Origin of the sequence: Pseudomonas sp., assembly GCF_051660785.1 — a bacterium.
Classification (GTDB): Bacteria; Pseudomonadota; Gammaproteobacteria; order Pseudomonadales; family Pseudomonadaceae; genus Aquipseudomonas.
The window spans coordinates 20,813-35,994 of record NZ_JBOFQE010000022.1 but is presented as its reverse complement, the minus strand read 5'-3'; the positions used below and the strand labels follow the sequence as shown (position 1 = coordinate 35,994).

At 58.1% G+C, this 15,182-nt stretch carries 17 protein-coding genes; 3 read left to right on the top strand and 14 right to left on the bottom strand.

All coding sequences use genetic code 11. From position 1 onward, the window contains the following. Positions 1-72 precede the first annotated feature (72 nt). Positions 73-300, top strand: coding sequence for a YheU family protein (locus ACRC4F_RS06015; RefSeq protein ID WP_010461751.1), 228 nt, complete (start codon positions 73-75; stop codon positions 298-300). 4 nt (positions 301-304) lie between these two features. Here the strand turns inward: ACRC4F_RS06015 and csrA are convergent, their stop codons facing one another. From csrA to ACRC4F_RS06000, 3 genes are all read right to left on the bottom strand, one after another. Next, the gene (gene csrA / locus ACRC4F_RS06010; RefSeq protein WP_438658516.1) at positions 305-490 is read right to left on the bottom strand and encodes a carbon storage regulator CsrA; all 186 of its coding nucleotides are present in this window, start codon (positions 488-490) and stop codon (positions 305-307) included. A gap of 144 nt (positions 491-634) precedes the next feature. After that, positions 635-967, bottom strand: a complete 333-nt coding sequence (locus ACRC4F_RS06005) for a YnfA family protein (protein ID WP_438658515.1) — start codon at positions 965-967, stop codon at positions 635-637. A gap of 64 nt (positions 968-1,031) precedes the next feature. Continuing rightward, entirely contained in the window at positions 1,032-1,847 is an 816-nt protein-coding gene (locus ACRC4F_RS06000) for an SDR family oxidoreductase (protein ID WP_438658514.1), read from the bottom strand. 280 nt (positions 1,848-2,127) lie between these two features. On the opposite strand from ACRC4F_RS06000, the gene ACRC4F_RS05995 reads away from it, so the two are divergent. Next, positions 2,128-2,286 carry a DUF3309 family protein gene (locus ACRC4F_RS05995; RefSeq protein ID WP_169858239.1) on the top strand — a complete coding sequence of 53 codons (159 nt, stop codon included), beginning with the start codon at positions 2,128-2,130 and terminating at the stop codon, positions 2,284-2,286. Positions 2,287-2,346: 60 nt separating this feature from the next. On the opposite strand, the gene ACRC4F_RS05990 is transcribed toward ACRC4F_RS05995, so the two are convergent. From ACRC4F_RS05990 to ACRC4F_RS05945, 10 genes are all read right to left on the bottom strand, one after another. Further along, positions 2,347-4,440, bottom strand: coding sequence for an LTA synthase family protein (locus ACRC4F_RS05990; protein WP_438658513.1), 2,094 nt, complete (start codon positions 4,438-4,440; stop codon positions 2,347-2,349). A 269-nt stretch (positions 4,441-4,709) separates the two neighbouring features. Next, positions 4,710-5,315: an START domain-containing protein gene (locus ACRC4F_RS05985; RefSeq protein ID WP_438658512.1), complete on the bottom strand. Its 606-nt coding sequence runs from the start codon at positions 5,313-5,315 to the stop codon at positions 4,710-4,712. A gap of 41 nt (positions 5,316-5,356) precedes the next feature. After that, positions 5,357-5,611, bottom strand: a complete 255-nt coding sequence (locus ACRC4F_RS05980) for a YkgJ family cysteine cluster protein (protein WP_438658511.1) — start codon at positions 5,609-5,611, stop codon at positions 5,357-5,359. Between the two features lie 165 nt (positions 5,612-5,776). Then, positions 5,777-6,268 carry a translation initiation factor 2 gene (locus tag ACRC4F_RS05975; RefSeq protein WP_438658510.1) on the bottom strand — a complete coding sequence of 164 codons (492 nt, stop codon included), beginning with the start codon at positions 6,266-6,268 and terminating at the stop codon, positions 5,777-5,779. An 89-nt stretch (positions 6,269-6,357) separates the two neighbouring features. After that, positions 6,358-7,797, bottom strand: coding sequence for a PLP-dependent aminotransferase family protein (locus ACRC4F_RS05970; protein WP_028620632.1), 1,440 nt, complete (start codon positions 7,795-7,797; stop codon positions 6,358-6,360). Between the two features lie 312 nt (positions 7,798-8,109). After that, positions 8,110-8,922, bottom strand: coding sequence for an OmpA family protein (locus ACRC4F_RS05965; RefSeq protein ID WP_438658509.1), 813 nt, complete (start codon positions 8,920-8,922; stop codon positions 8,110-8,112). Continuing rightward, positions 8,919-9,275 (bottom strand): DUF4398 domain-containing protein, encoded by a 357-nt coding sequence (locus ACRC4F_RS05960; protein ID WP_438658508.1) that lies wholly within the window; start codon positions 9,273-9,275, stop codon positions 8,919-8,921. The genes ACRC4F_RS05965 and ACRC4F_RS05960 overlap by 4 nt, the downstream gene beginning before the upstream one ends. 9 nt (positions 9,276-9,284) lie before the next feature. Further along, a complete protein-coding gene (locus ACRC4F_RS05955) occupies positions 9,285-10,121 on the bottom strand; it encodes a substrate-binding periplasmic protein (RefSeq protein ID WP_438658507.1) in 837 nt (278 codons plus the stop codon). A gap of 80 nt (positions 10,122-10,201) precedes the next feature. Further along, the gene (locus ACRC4F_RS05950; RefSeq protein WP_054593323.1) at positions 10,202-11,131 is read right to left on the bottom strand and encodes an electron transfer flavoprotein subunit alpha/FixB family protein; all 930 of its coding nucleotides are present in this window, start codon (positions 11,129-11,131) and stop codon (positions 10,202-10,204) included. Between the two features lie 2 nt (positions 11,132-11,133). After that, positions 11,134-11,883, bottom strand: a complete 750-nt coding sequence (locus ACRC4F_RS05945) for an electron transfer flavoprotein subunit beta/FixA family protein (protein ID WP_075947384.1) — start codon at positions 11,881-11,883, stop codon at positions 11,134-11,136. Between the two features lie 548 nt (positions 11,884-12,431). Between ACRC4F_RS05945 and ACRC4F_RS05940 the strand changes: the two genes are divergently transcribed. Then, positions 12,432-14,096 carry an electron transfer flavoprotein-ubiquinone oxidoreductase gene (locus ACRC4F_RS05940; RefSeq protein WP_438658506.1) on the top strand — a complete coding sequence of 555 codons (1,665 nt, stop codon included), beginning with the start codon at positions 12,432-12,434 and terminating at the stop codon, positions 14,094-14,096. 182 nt (positions 14,097-14,278) lie between these two features. Here the strand turns inward: ACRC4F_RS05940 and ACRC4F_RS05935 are convergent, their stop codons facing one another. After that, on the bottom strand, positions 14,279-15,169 hold the full coding sequence (locus ACRC4F_RS05935) for an AraC family transcriptional regulator (protein WP_438658505.1): 891 nt from the start codon (positions 15,167-15,169) through the stop codon (positions 14,279-14,281). Positions 15,170-15,182 lie beyond the last annotated feature (13 nt).

Genomic DNA, 15,182 nt, shown 5'->3' with positions numbered 1-15,182 from the left:
CTCCATCAGGCCTGGACTAGCCGCGATCCTTCATTCGCCGTAGCATCGCGACATTGTTTAGCCGAGGTGCCTATGCTGATTCCCTACGACCAACTTGAAGTCGACACCCTTACCCGCCTGATCGAGGATTTCGTGACCCGCGACGGCACGGACAATGGAGATGACACGCCGCTGGAAACCCGTGTATTGCGTGTTCGCCAGGCATTGACCAAGGGGCAGGCGCTGATTGTTTTCGATCCGGACAGCGAGCAATGCCAGTTGATGCTCAAGCACGATGTGCCCAAGCACCTGTTCGACTGAGGGCTCAGCGACCTTTGATCTTGGCCAGTTTGACCTGGATGCGATCATAGACTTCGGCCCGATGCACATTGACGTTTTGTGGCGCCTCGACGCCGAAGCGCACACTGCCTCCGTTGACGGCGATGATGCGCACTGAAATGTTGTCACCGATGGAAATCATCTCGCCTACAACGCGACTGAGTACAAGCATGGCATTCATCCTTCAGGGTTACCGGCCCCTGAAGATGCCCGTCGCACAGCAGGTCTTCAATGCGATGACGGCAATTCAGTCTTGCCCTACAGCGCAGGACGATCCCCCCTTACGGAAACGTCTGACAAACCATTGAATACCGTTTCAGGAAGCGGAGAAACGCGGGCCGAACAGAATGACGCTGGCCCCGATCACACACAGTGCCACGCCCAGCCAGTCCGAACCCAGGGGACGAATCCGCTCGACCACCACCAGCCAGCCGATGGAAGCGACGATATAAATGCCACCGTAGGCGGCATAGGCGCGACCGGCGTAAGTCGCCTCGACACGGGTCAGCAACAGCGCGAACAACGTCAGGCTGAGCAACGCCGGAACCACCCACCAGATGCTTTTACCCTGGCGCAGCCACATCCAGAACGCGAAGCAGCCGGCGATTTCGAACAGCGCCGCGAGGAAAAACCACAGGTAATTGAGCATGCAGGCGTCTCGTGAGGATGACCGGTTGCGGCCACCCTAACGACGGTGTTGCGCACGGGCAAGTTCAGCCTGCGTTTTGTTTGGCCTTGGCGCGCATTTTGTCGGCCATGGTGGTCATTTCGTTGTAGAGCAGTTGCGGGTTTTTCTGCTTGAGCGCCCAGGCCATGCGACCCTGTTCGTGGGGCAGAATCATGAATTCACCGGCGGCGACGTGCTCATAGATGTAATCGGCAATGTCGGTTGCGGTAATCGGCGAGCTTTCCAGCAACTTGCCGACCTGGGCTTTCATGGCCGGGGTCGGGCCGCGGAAGGAGTCCAGCAAGTTGGTCTGGAAGAACGATGGGCAAACCACGTGCACGCCCACTTCCTGCTGCGCCAGTTCGACCAGCAGGCTTTCGGACAAGGCCACCACGCCGGCCTTGGCCACGTTGTAGTTGCTCATGGCCGGGCCTTGCATCAGGGCGGCCATCGACGCGATGTTGATGATCTTGCCTTTGCTTTTTTCCAGCAGCGGCAGGAAGGCCTTGCAGCCCTTGACCACGCCCATCAGGTTGATTGCGATCTGCCAGTCCCAGTCTTCCAGGGACAGTTCACTGAAGAACCCGCCCGAGGCCACGCCGGCGTTATTGACGATGACATCGATGCCGCCAAGCTTCTCTTCGCACGCTTGGGCGAACGCCGTCAGTTGACTGTAATCACGTACATCGCAACGCTGAACAAAACCGTCACCGCCCGCCTCACGAACCAGTTTCAAGGTTTCCTGCAAACCGGGCTCGCTGACATCCGACAAGGCCAGTTGCCAGCCTTCACGCGCCCAGCGCAGCGCGATTTCGCGACCCAGGCCCGAGCCCGCACCAGTGATCATCATGCGATTTTGCATAGCAAACAGCCTTGTTGTTCCGGGGAAGATGCGCTGAGTGTAGCGAAGGACATTGCGAGACCCACGCTCCATCAGATTGCTGAATGGCCCGAGCAAACCGTGGGAGCGTCGGGATCAACTAAAGCTGGAGAAAACGAAATAAGGCTTTCTTCGAAAAACATTAAAAAAACTTGGAATTTTCTGACACTCGCGAGAGTCGGATTTTGTAAGCAGCTCGGGTTTATTGCATTCCAGCTGACAGTTAAAAGCTAGGTCATTCCAGAACACTTCCAACAAGGAAATAGACATGGGCACAATTCTTATCGTAATTCTGATTCTCCTGCTGGTAGGTGGTTTGCCGGTCTTTCCACACTCAAGAAGTTGGGGTTATGGCCCGTCGGGTATCATCGGCGTGGTGTTGGTGGTGCTGTTGATTCTGCTGTTACTTGGCAAGATATAAAGATTTAACAGGCAAAAAAAAGAGGCCCTTGAAGGGCCTCTTTTTTATTGCGCCAAAACTTTAGTCCGGCTTGCCGTCAACCACACCGGCGGTGTTGTCGATCAGGCTCTTGGTGGCCGTCTGAATGAACGACTCGAGTTTCTGCTTGAGAGCCGCTTCGTCAGCCGACGCCGGGATCACTTCACCTTTCGGATTGGCGCCCAGTTCGTACTGATACAGCTTGGGCGGCATTTCTTTCGGCAACACCAGCACGCGATCCGCGGTCAGCAACGCCACGGTCTGATCGCTGCCCGAAGGCTTGATCACGCCAAAGCCCTTGTCGCCTTCCGGCAGGTTCAGCAAGTCACGACCCCAGCACTGGTGAATCACGTCGCCACCGATACGGCCCATGATGGTCGGCACGATGTCGATCTGAGTGCCCACGGTGTGGTCAACCTGACCGAACTTGTCCTGCACGCCCGGCCCGATCAGCAGCATCGGGACGTTGAACCGGCCCAGGTCCATTTCGGTAATCTGTTGCTCGTTGCCGAAACCATGGTCGCCGACCACCACGAACAGGGTTTCCTTGAAGTAAGGCTCTTTACGCGCCTTCTCGAAGAACTGACCCAACGCCCAGTCAGAGTAGCGCATGGCGGTCAAATGTTCGTTGAGGCTGCCACGGTCGGTCACGCGCTCGACCGGCAAAGGCGTCGGCAAGGCGTACGGCGTGTGGTTGGACAGGGTTTGCAGCAAGGCATAGAACGGTTTTTTGTCCTTGCCATCGCGGGCTTTCAACTCTTCCAGGCCACGGTTGAACATGTCCTGATCGGACACGCCCCAGGTCGGGTCGGAGAACACCGGATTAACGAAGTCGTTGCGGCCGATGAAGTTGGTCATGCCCTGGTTGCTGAAGAAGCCCGACTGGTTATCCCAGGCGAAGTCACCGTTGTAGACGTATACATCGTCGTAGTCACGGGCGCTGAGCAACTGCGGCAGACCGGACAGTTTGTGGCTGCCTTCCGGAGTCTGCATCAGGTATTCGAAGCCTGGCAGGTTCGGGAAGCAGGCCATGGTGGCGAACATACCCTGGTGGGTGTGGGTACCGTTGGAGAAGAAGCGGTCGAACAACAGGCCTTCTTTCGACAGCTTGTCGAAGTACGGCGTGACGTTACCCGGACGACCCAGCGCGCCCACCGAATGACCGGCGAAGCTTTCCATCAGGATCACGACGACGTTCTTGATCGGCAGGGTCTTGTCGGCGGCCGGAGAATAGTTGCGGCGCACGGCAGCGGTTTCGCCATCTACCAGCTTGTCGCTTGGGGTCAGCAACATATCGCGGACGGTCTGCTGAGCCAATGGCTGATCCAGTGTGGCTTTCCAGATGTTGTCGCGTTCTTCGGACATCCGGCTCTTGGCCGCTGCGATCAGCGACAGTGTGCCGTTCAGGCCCAGCTGGTTGGCGAAGTTCGAGTCGGTGGTGTAGACGTCCCCCCAACGCAGCGGCGGCCCCTGACGCAGGGTGCCACGAGCGGCAACCACACAGACCAGCAGGCAGACCACGAACACCATGCCTCGCGCATACCACGGGGCGATCTGGCGCGTGCCGATGCTGCCGCCGCTGAACGGACCGCGTGGACGGGTCGCACGGTCGGCTCCCTTGAATGCGAGGGTCAGGATCAACGTGCCGAACGCCCAGGCCAGCAGGTAGCGAACCACCGGGAAACCGTACCAGAGCATGCTCATCACGGTTTTCGGGTCTTCCTTCACGTACTGGAAGACCAGGCCGTTGAGGCGCTGGTGGAATTCGCGGTAGAAGTCCATCTCCATCAGGCCGAGAAACAGCGCGATGCTCGAGGCGATGGTCAGCCAGAAGCGGAAGAACCCGCGAGCGGCCATGGCCCGGGCGCTGAACAGTGCCAGTATCAGCGGAATGCAGAGGTACACCACCAGGCGCAGGTCGAAACGCAGGCCATTGGCGAACGCCTCGAAAAAGGTCGAGGCCGGTGAATCCTGGATCATTTCGCGGTTGTAGACCAGCAGCGCGACGCGCAGCAGGCTGAACATGACCATCATGACCAAGGCGCACAGCAGCGTGTAGGCCAGATGCGATTTGACGGTCGGTTGCAGCAGGCGACTAGAAGCTCGCTGCTGACTCAGGGCGTCCGGGTTTGCCATGTCGTTTTAGGACCCATTGGAAGTTGAAGTTTCAAAAGTAAAGCGGCGCCCTGCCCTCTGTTGGCCAGTTCTCGGCCCCGGGGCTTGCGCGGTGCGCAAATGTTGCACGATCAACCGCAGCATTGCCATTGATTACTGTTCGGCATGCTGGAGCGGGCGAATTGTCTTGGAGGCATTGTGAAAATTTCGTGCAACGTATATCTGGAAACAAAATAATGGCAAAAACAAACGCCCCGAAAGGTCGGGGCGTTTGATAAAACAGCGCGCGATTACTTCTCCGCGCGTTCCTTCAAGGCCTTGAGCGTGTTGAACGGCGCATCGACCACGAACTTGTTGGCAACCATCGAAGGGATGCTGCCGCCTGGCTCGGTGTGCACCTGGTAGGTCACTTCGATCTGGTCACCCTTGGGAACGAACTTCCAGAAACCGTCGACCTTGGTGACCCGCACAAAGCCTTTTTCTTCGGGCATGTACTTCGGCACGCCTTCGAGCTTGCGGGTCAGGCTGCCATCGGCGCCTTCGGTGGTGGTGATATGCAGCACCGAATCACGCGGGGTGACCGGCCATGGGGTATTGAACTGAGTGTACGTCCAGCTCTGATCGCCTTCGTGCTTGAGCAGCTTTTGGGTTTTGCATTCGTGAATCCAGGCGCAGGCGCCTGACACGTCTTCCTGCAGCGCGCGCAGTTTGGCCATGGTGGTCTTCATCAAGGTAACGCCCTGGTAGGCCTTGTAATCAGAGCCGGCCACTTCACTCAGGGACACCTTGATGCCGTCTTCATTCTTGGCAACTTTCCAGTCCTCGGCCTGTGCAGCCGTGGTGGCCAGCACAACCGTCAAACCACACAGCACAGCCATACGATGCAGCGAACCCATAGTCTTATTCCTTATTGTTGAAGTTCCGTTCGTAGAACACATCACGCAGCCGTCATTTGCTCCCACCAGCCCAATAGCTTAATCGCTTCGTCACTGCTGCTTCCGCAGACTTCGACGTCGGCTTCAAATGCCGAACACACGGCGGGACGTTTCGGATCGCCGAAAATGTTGCACAGGTTATCGACAGACAGTTGTACGCAACGTTCTCCCGCAGCTTTGCCATTGGGCATGCCGGGAATCGGTGAACTGATGGAAGGGGCAATGCAACAGGCGCCACAGCCTTCACGGCATTTCATGACGACAAGCTCCTCGCGACGGGCGATGTGTTAATGGACGGGGCACAGAGTAACCGCTAAAACAGTTGTTTAAAATTCCCCGGACCGAGGTTTTTGCGCTCAAACGGATGTGACTGACCAGTCTCCGACAAAGTGTCTGGCCAGCAGATCACAGATGGGAAGGAATTACCGCTTGAACTCGAATTCCAGCGCCGCGCCTTCGACTTCACGGCGTTCTTCATTTCGCAGTTGCAACTGCATTTCGTTGCTGATCAGCCTTCCGTTGAGCTGAAACGGAGCGCTTTTGTCACCGAACATTTGTGGCAACACAGCGTCGCGCTTGGGCAATGGGACCGTACCGAGCGGTTTTAGCTCCTCAGCCATTTCCTGGGGCAGGCTCAAATCCAGGTCGACCGAAGGAAGTCTGGTTTTCACGACCTCACTGGCGGGTTTGGACTTGGAGGCAACAGGCGGTCGTTTTTTCACCACTGCCGCTTTCTTTTTTACCGGTGTGGTGTTCTTTTTGACCGCAGCGGTTTTCTTGACGGGCGCTGGTTTTTTCGCGGTTTCGCTGCTGGCTGCCGGTTTTTCCTGAGACGAAGCCGCCATGACGCCTTGGGCATGAACGGTCATCAAGAGACAGATCGAAAGGCAGACGACAGGAAAAATCGGTTTCATGGACCCAACGACGCTAACGGCAGAGGGCCATATGCTCGCCTGTTGTACGCAACATAACAAGCACGTGTACGAAACGACCCGCCGTTCTGTCAGAAACCGCCGGCCATCTCCTGACAGAGCTGCGTTGCCAACATCCCCAGCGTCATCAATGCGCGCTCGGCTTCACGGTTCCAGGGCGTGCCGCAGTTCAGGCGGATGCAGTGATTGAACTGCTCGGTGTTACTGAAAATCAGCCCTGGCGCGATACTGATGCCCTGCTGCAACGCACGTACGTGCAACTCCTGAGTGTTGACCCTTCCCGGCAGACTGACCCACAGAATGAAGCCGCCCGTAGGCCGGGTCATCTGCGTGCCTTCCGGGAAATACTGCTGCACGGCCAACTGGAAGGCGCTGAGGTTCTTGCGGTATTCCTGACGGATGTAGCGCAAATGACGGTCGTAACCGCCGTTCTCCAGGTAAGCGGCGATGCCCATTTGCGTGACGCTGCACGCCGAATGCGTGCTGAACGTCTGCAAACGCTGAATTTCCTGCTGATATTTGCCGGCGATCATCCAGCCAATCCGCACGCCCGGGGACAAGGTTTTGGAGAAGCTCGAGCAATAAATCACTCGATCCAGCCGGTCGTAGGCTTTAAGCGATTTGGTCCGGCCCTGTTCGAACATCAATTCGCCGTAGATATCGTCTTCAACAATCTGGATATCGAAATCCGAGGCCAGGCGCAGCAGTTGTTTCTGCCGCTCTTCGGGCATGGTGCCGCCCAGTGGATTACTCAGACGAGTGGTCAGTACCAGCGCCTTGATCGACCACTGGTTGGCCGCCAATTGCAGGGCTTCGAGGCTCATGCCGGTCGCCGGGTCGCTCGGGATCTCGATGACTTTGAGGCCCAGCAGGTCGGCCAGTTGCAACAAACCATAATAAGTCGGTGACTCGGCGGCGATCAGGTCGCCCGGGCGGGTCAACACACGAAGCGACATCTGCAACGCATCGACGCAACCGTGGGTGATCACCACTTCGGATGGATCAACCACCACGCCGGCATCACGCATGCGGATCGCCACTTGTCGGCGCAACGGCTCAAAACCGGGGCTGAACATGTAGCTGAAGGCACGCGGACTGTGGAAACGAGTGACCTTGGCCAATTGCTGATGCAGGGCGCGCACCGGCAGATAGTCAACGCTTGGCACCGCCGCGCCCAAGGGGAAAACGCCCTCGCGACGGGATTCGACCAGCACTTGCTGAATAATGCTGCTGCGAGTGACCAAGCCGGGCCGTTCGACCCGGGCGATGTCCGGCGTCGGCGCCGTCAGGGCCGGGGTCTGGTGCACGTAGTAGCCCGACTGCGGCCGGGCGCGGATCAGCCCTTGATCCTCGAGATTGGCGTAGGCCTGCAAAACGGTCGCGTGGCTGACGTTGAGCTGCGAGCTCATCTTGCGCACCGAGGGCACACGTTCTCCCGGTTGATAGACACCACGGCGGATGTCTTCGGCCAGTTGCTGAGCAATACGTTGGTAGAGCAAGAGATTGGTCATGACGCAGCACTCGATATCACGGGCATTTTATTCTTGTGTGAAACAATACCGGAACAGTTTAGAAGTGTACTGGGACAGTTGCCACAATAGTCGACCGTACAGTGCAGTGTCAGCAAAAACTGTACTGTTTTGAGAGGCAATTGGCAGGCATAAAAAAACCCGGCACTGTCAGGCAGGCCGGGTTGTAGCAGCTGTCGAGTGAAACGAGGCTGCGATATTACAGTTCCACCTGAGTCATGAGCGCAAGAAGAACGCAGCCTCGTTTCACTCGACAGCTGCTACAGGACCTCAAGAGCTTCCGAAACGCAGCCCTTAGCGGGCGGCGCCGAGCTGGCCTTTTTCGTCGGAGAACACAATTTCCACCCGACGGTTCTGCGCGCGACCGCGTTCGGAAGCGTTCACGTCTACCGGGTATTCATCGCCGTAGCCTTCGACCTTGATGCGTTTGTCGTCAATGCCCAGGTCCATCAATACATCCGCCACCGATTGCGCGCGGTCACGGGACAGCTTGAGGTTGTCCTGCTTGCCACCGGTGCTATCGGTATAGCCCTCGATGCGGACCACGCGCTTGGGATTGAGCTGCAGGAACTGCACGATCTTCAGCACCACGCGGTTCGCCGAACTCTTCAGCTCTGCTTCGCCGGTGTCGAACAGCACATCGCCCAGGGTCATCACCAGACCACGGTCGGTCTGCGTGGTGGCCAGTGCAAGGATCTGTTCTTCAAGCCATTTGCCCTGCTGCTGCACGCTGAGCAACTTGGACTCGCGCAGGGCCAGCTGCAGGCGCTGACGTTCCAGTTCGAGCTTCGCGGCGCGTTCTTCGTTGAGCACCTGATTAGTGTGTTCACGGGCGATTTCGCTGTAGCGCTGGCTCAGGTAGGCGTAATGCACCACGTCCGAGCCGCTGCCCCAATAGGTGGAAAGACGGTCAGCGCGGGCAAGCGATTCACCGGCACGAATCACGTCCTTTGGCGCGATTCGCAGCACGTTGGAATCTTCCTTGACCTTCTGAAAGTCGGTTCCGGCCTGCTGCAAAACGGCCTCGCTGTGTTGGCCGGCGCAACCGTAAAGGCTCGCGCAACCCGCCAGGATCAAACCACCGAGTGCTTTGGACTTGAGGCTCATTGGGCATCTCCCAGTTGCTTGCGCAGACGAGTGATGCGGGTATTGAGCACGTTCAACTGCTCCTCACTCTTGAGCGTCAGCACTTTGGCTTCTGCCAGGCGTGCGTCCAGTTCGGCTTGTTCGGCACGCATGCGCGCATGCCTGTAGGACTGATCCGTCATGTCGCCCTGGGCACGGGAAAACTTGTCTTCGGCCAGTTTCATTTCCGGCACGTCGTCGGCGGTGGCACCCACGGCTTTGGCTTGCACGAGGGCCTGCTCGGTCAAGCGTATCTGTTCATTCGGCGCCGGATCGGCTGCACAACCCGCCAGAGCCAGAACGGCCAGGGCAGCGAAAAGAGGTCGAATACTCACTAAAAATTCCTACTGTTTTGGGGCACTGACGGGCTGTTGCTGCGGTTGTTGCTGCTGCGCTTTCCAACGCTCAATATTGCGTTGTAGCGCGATCTCCGTCAGTCCGGACGCGGGCAATTCTGTCATCTTTTTGGCCAGCTGTCCGCGCAACCACGGATCGTTGCAGGCGGAGTTATGGGATAACGCGAGGAAAAGGCCAGGTTTGTCGACTGGTTGGGGTCGAGCGACCAGGTCGTTGGCCATACTCAGGGTTTGCGCGGCGGCCATGCCTGAGTAGCGTCCGGCGAGGACAAATTCCACCTCGCCCAGCAGCAATTTCTGCAAGGCCTGGGTCAGGTTCGGCGTACGCACGAGGGTCAATTGCTGCTCGGCGAAAGTGCCGAATGCCTGGGTCATTCGAGACTTTTCCGACACGGCACCGGGATGGCCGTGAAGGTCTTTCGCTTCGTTGTAGAGCAATGCCGAGTCTTTTCGAGTCCAGACCAGATAGTCGTTTTCCAGCAGCGGCGGATGGATGTAATCCAGGGTGTCCAGCTCGTTGACCGTCAACGGCGCATCGGCCAGCATGTCCATGCGCCCGCTGCGCACTTCGTCCAGGGCCTGGGCGCGCTTGCCGGCGTAAAGCAATTCGACCTTGATGCCCAACTCCCCTGCCACGTGTTGCAACAGGTCAGCACTCGCCCCGATCAAATGCTTGGGGTTTTGCGGGTCTTGCCACAGGTACGGCGGCGCGTCGGGACTGCCGGTCACCACCAGGCGTTCGCACTTGCTGGCGGCCACGGCCAACGCCGGCAGCACCGTCAGCCCGAGCAATAATGACCAGCCACATACGCGGCGCAAATCCATGGCGACACTCTCCCATCCAAATCCGGAACAAAAAAAAGCCCGACCAAAAGGTCGGGCTCTTTATAAGTCAAGCGACTGGATTAGACCAGCTTCTCGAACTCGGGGATGGCTTCGAACAGGTCTGCCACCAGGCCGTAATCGGCCACCTGGAAGATCGGCGCTTCTTCGTCCTTGTTGATCGCAACGATCACTTTGGAGTCTTTCATGCCGGCCAGGTGCTGGATCGCGCCGGAGATACCGACGGCGATGTACAGCTGTGGAGCAACGATCTTGCCGGTCTGACCGACCTGCATGTCGTTAGGTACAAAACCTGCGTCGACCGCGGCGCGGGAAGCACCGACGGCAGCGCCCAGCTTGTCGGCCAGGGCGTACAGGTGTTTGAAGTTGTCGCCGTTCTGCATGCCGCGGCCGCCGGAAACGACGATCTTGGCAGCGGTCAGTTCCGGACGATCGGACTTGGCCAGTTCTTCGCCAACGAAGCTAGAAGTGCCAGCGTCGTGAGCAGCAGCAACGGCTTCAACAGCAGCGGAACCACCTTCAGCGGCAACCGGGTCGAAACCAGTGGCACGCACGGTGATCACTTTGACTGCAGCGTTCGATTGAACGGTTGCAATGGCGTTACCGGCGTAGATCGGGCGCTTGAAGGTATCAGCGCTTTCGACCGAGATGATCTCGGAGATCTGATCAACGTCCAGCTGTGCGGCAACGCGCGGCAGGATGTTTTTGCCGTTGGAAGTGGCGGCAGCCAGGATGTGGCTGTAGCCCTTGCCCAATTCGGCCACCAGCGGCGCGACGTTTTCCGGCAGTTGGTGAGCGTAGGCGGCGTTGTCGGCCACCAGCACTTTCGCCACGCCAGCGATTTTCGCAGCGGCTTCAGCCACGGCGCCAACGCCCTGGCCTGCGACCAGAACGTGGATGTCACCGCCGATTTTGGCAGCGGCAGCCACAGTGTTCAGGGTGGCCGGAGCCACTACCTTGTTGTCGTGTTCAGCGATTACCAAGATAGTCATGATTAGATTACCTTCGCTTCGTTTTTCAGTTTCTCGACCAGTTCAGCCACCGACTTGACCTTGATACCCGCGCTGCGTGCAGCAGGCGCTTCGACTTTTACGGTCTTGTTGGTGGAGGCGGTGGAAACGCCCAAAGCGTCCGGAGTCAGCACTTCGAGAGGCTTCTTCTTGGCTTTCATGATGTTTGGCAGGGACGCGTAGCGCGGCTCGTTCAAACGCAGGTCGGTGGTGACGATGGCCGGCAGTTTCAGGGAAACTGTCTGCGCGCCGCCGTCGATTTCGCGGGTCACAGCAACGCTGTCGCCGCTGATTTCGACTTTCGAAGCGAAGGTGCCCTGACCGTAGCCGCTCAGTGCAGCGAGCATCTGGCCAGTCTGGTTGTTGTCGCTGTCGATGGCTTGTTTGCCAAGGATCACCAGCTGCGGCTGTTCCTTGTCGACAACAGCCTTGAGCAGCTTGGCAACGGCCAGGGAAGTCAGATCTTCGGCAGATTCGACGAGGATGGCGCGGTCAGCACCCAGAGCCAGCGCGGTGCGCAGTTGCTCTTGAGCGGTGGTCGGGCCGATGGAGACGACGACGATTTCAGTCGCAACGCCTTTCTCTTTCAGGCGTACGGCTTCTTCCACTGCGATTTCGCAGAACGGGTTCATCGACATCTTGACGTTGGCGAGGTCGACGCCGGAATTGTCCGCCTTGACGCGAACCTTGACGTTGTAATCCACAACGCGTTTGACAGCTACAAGAACCTTCATGGATTCCTCGTTACTCTCCGGTGAAAAGAAAGTCGCCTAGGCGAACCTGGCGGTTTGATGCTCATCGGCGCAAGGGCACCTCTAAAAACGCCGGCATTCGTGTCAGGTGACCATCGCTCAGGATGTTGATGACCGTTCGTCAGTGGTGACCAACAAGTCATTCAATATCGCGGCGTGTAAACTGCGTGTCTAACCTGCGCAGCGCATCACCTGGTACTGCCATCGCCCTGTCTTTAGAGGTGCTCTTGAAACCTGCAGTCAGCCTACGGCGAGCGCAAAACCGACCGTATCTTGACCGGAACGCCTATTCCGGTCAATACGGCAAAATAGCCGTTCATAAGCCGCGTGACTTTGATTTCTCTGGCTTTGAGCCAATTCAAACAAACGTTTGTATTGGACGCTAGGAGTGGTGTAGATATAATGCGCCACCCAGAGAGAAAGGTGGTCTATCGATTGTCCTGTTCCGCGCGTTGCGAAGGAATTCATGGATGCGACACCAAACCTCCAATTAGAAAAAAAACTGTTGAGCCTTGAGTAGGAGATAACCTGTGGAACGCGAATACATGGAATTCGACGTGGTCATCGTCGGTGCCGGCCCCGCGGGTCTTTCCGCCGCCTGCCGCTTGAAGCAGAAGGCTGCTGAAGCCGGTAAGGAAATCAGCGTCTGCGTGGTCGAAAAAGGCTCCGAAGTCGGCGCACACATTCTGTCCGGCGCGATCTTCGAACCCCGCGCCCTGAACGAATTATTCCCGGACTGGAAAGAACTCGGCGCCCCGCTGAACACGCCGGTGACCCGCGATGACATCTTCGTCCTCAAGAATGCCGACAGCGCGCAAAAAATTCCTGACTTCTTTGTGCCCAAGACCATGCACAACGATGGCAACTACATCATCTCCCTGGGCAACCTGTGCCGCTGGCTGGCCCAGCAGGCCGAGAACCTGGGCGTAGAAATCTACCCGGGCTTCGCCGCTCAGGAAGCGCTGTTCGACGAGAATAGCGTGGTTCGCGGGATCATCACCGGGGACCTGGGCGTTGACCGCGAAGGTCACCCTAAAGAAGGCCTGTACACCCCGGGCATGGAACTGCGCGGCAAGTACACGCTGTTCGCCGAAGGTTGCCGCGGCCACATCGGCAAGCAACTGATCAAGCGCTTCAACCTCGACAGCGAAGCCGACGCCCAGCACTACGGCATCGGCCTGAAAGAAATCTGGGAAGTTGATCCCGCCAAGCACCAGCCAGGCCTGGTCGTCCACACCGCCGGTTGGCCGATGGACATCATGGGCACCGAGAACACTGGCGGCTCGTTCCTTTATCACCTGGAAAACAATCAGGTAGTCGTCGGTCTGATTGTCGATCTTTCCTACAGCAACACCTACCTGTCGCCCTTCGACGAGTTCCAGCGCCTCAAGCATCACCCGGTGCTCAAGCAGTACCTGGAAGGCGGCAAGCGCATCAGCTACGGTGCCCGCGCCATCTGCAAAGGCGGCCTGAACTCGCTGCCGAAAATGGTCTTCAAGGGCGGCGCGCTGATCGGTTGCGACCTCGGTACCCTGAACTTCGCCAAGATCAAAGGCAGCCACACCGCGATGAAGTCCGGCATGCTCGCCGCTGAATCCGTGGCCGAGGCGCTGTTCGCCGAGAAGGACGGCACTGAAGAGCTGACCACTTACGTCGACGCGTTCAAGAAGAGCTGGCTCTACGACGAACTGTTCGCCAGCCGCAACTTCGGCCCGGCGATCCACAAGTTCGGCGCGATCGTCGGCGGCGGTTTCAACTGGCTCGACCAGAACATCTTCGGCGGCAAACTGCCGTTCACCTTGCACGACAACAAGCCGGACTACGCGTGCCTCAAGCTCGCGGCCGACTGCAAGAAGATCGACTACCCGAAACCGGACGGCAAGATCAGCTTCGACAAACTCAGCTCGGTGTTCATCTCGGGTACCAACCACGAAGAAGAACAGCCGTGCCACCTGAAGCTGACCGATCCGAGCATTCCGATCGCCAAGAACCTGCCGATGTACGATGAACCTGCCCAGCGTTACTGCCCGGCCGGCGTGTACGAAGTGGTGACCAAGGAAGACGGCGAGAAGCGCTTCCAGATCAACGCCCAGAACTGCGTTCACTGCAAGACCTGCGACATCAAGGACCCTGCACAGAACATCACCTGGGTAGCACCGGAAGGTGCTGGCGGCCCGACTTACCCGAACATGTAAGTTGAATCGCTGAACAAAAAGGCTCCCGAAATGGGGGCCTTTTTGTTGCACAGGTATAAGCCCAACCCAAAACCCAGTGGGAGCGAGCCTGCTCGCGATAGCGGCGGGTCAGTCAACACGTATACTGGATGATGAACCGCAATCGCGAGCAGGCTCGCTCCCACAAGGGGATTTGCGGTGAATCAGGCAGCGCGCTCATCCCCAGGATTACGCTCGAAATAGCGCTTGTACTCACGACTGAACTGCGACGTGCTCTGATACCCGACCCGATGCGCCACCTGCGCCACGCCCAACCCCTCGGCGAGCAATAACTGCTGCGCCTTCAGCAAGCGCAACCGCTTCAAATACTGCACCGGCGACAACAACGTGCTGCGCTTGAAATGCTCATGGAACGTCGATGCACTCATGTTCGCGCAACTGGCCAACGTCTCGACATTCAAGGGGTCGGTGTAATGCGCATGCAAATGGCTGAGCGAGGCTGCGATCCGCGCGAACTGCCCTTGCTGCTCCACCAGTGCACGCAACACATCGGCTTGCGGACCGCGTAAGGCGACGAACAACAACTCACGCAAACGCGCCTGCCCCATGATCCGGCATTCCAGCGGATCGTGCAGGCAGCGCAACAGTCGTTCCACGCAACCCCGCATGTCATTGTCGAGCACCGCCGAGGTCATCGACTCCGGCGTCTGCGCAGCAATATTGCGCCCCGGCGCCAAACCCATCGCCAACACCAACTCACCGAGCAACACCCGATCAATGGCAATGGAAACGCCGAGCATCGGCCCGTCTGGTGCCGAAAACGTTTCGCACTCAAACGGCACCGGCAATGCCTGAATCAGATAATGGCCGGCGCCGTACTCCAGTGTGCGCGGCCCCAGATACGCCAGTTTGCTGCCTTGGGCAATGATGACCAGGCTTGGCTCATAGATCTGCGGACCACGGGCCACATCGCAACTGGCTCGCAAAACCTGAACGCCCGGCAATGCCGTAGCGGCGAATCCATCGCGAGTGGTCAGCGGCTCAATCAGCGAAACCAGATTGGCATTGGCATCGAGATGACGCGTTAACAACATAAGAAAAACTTCT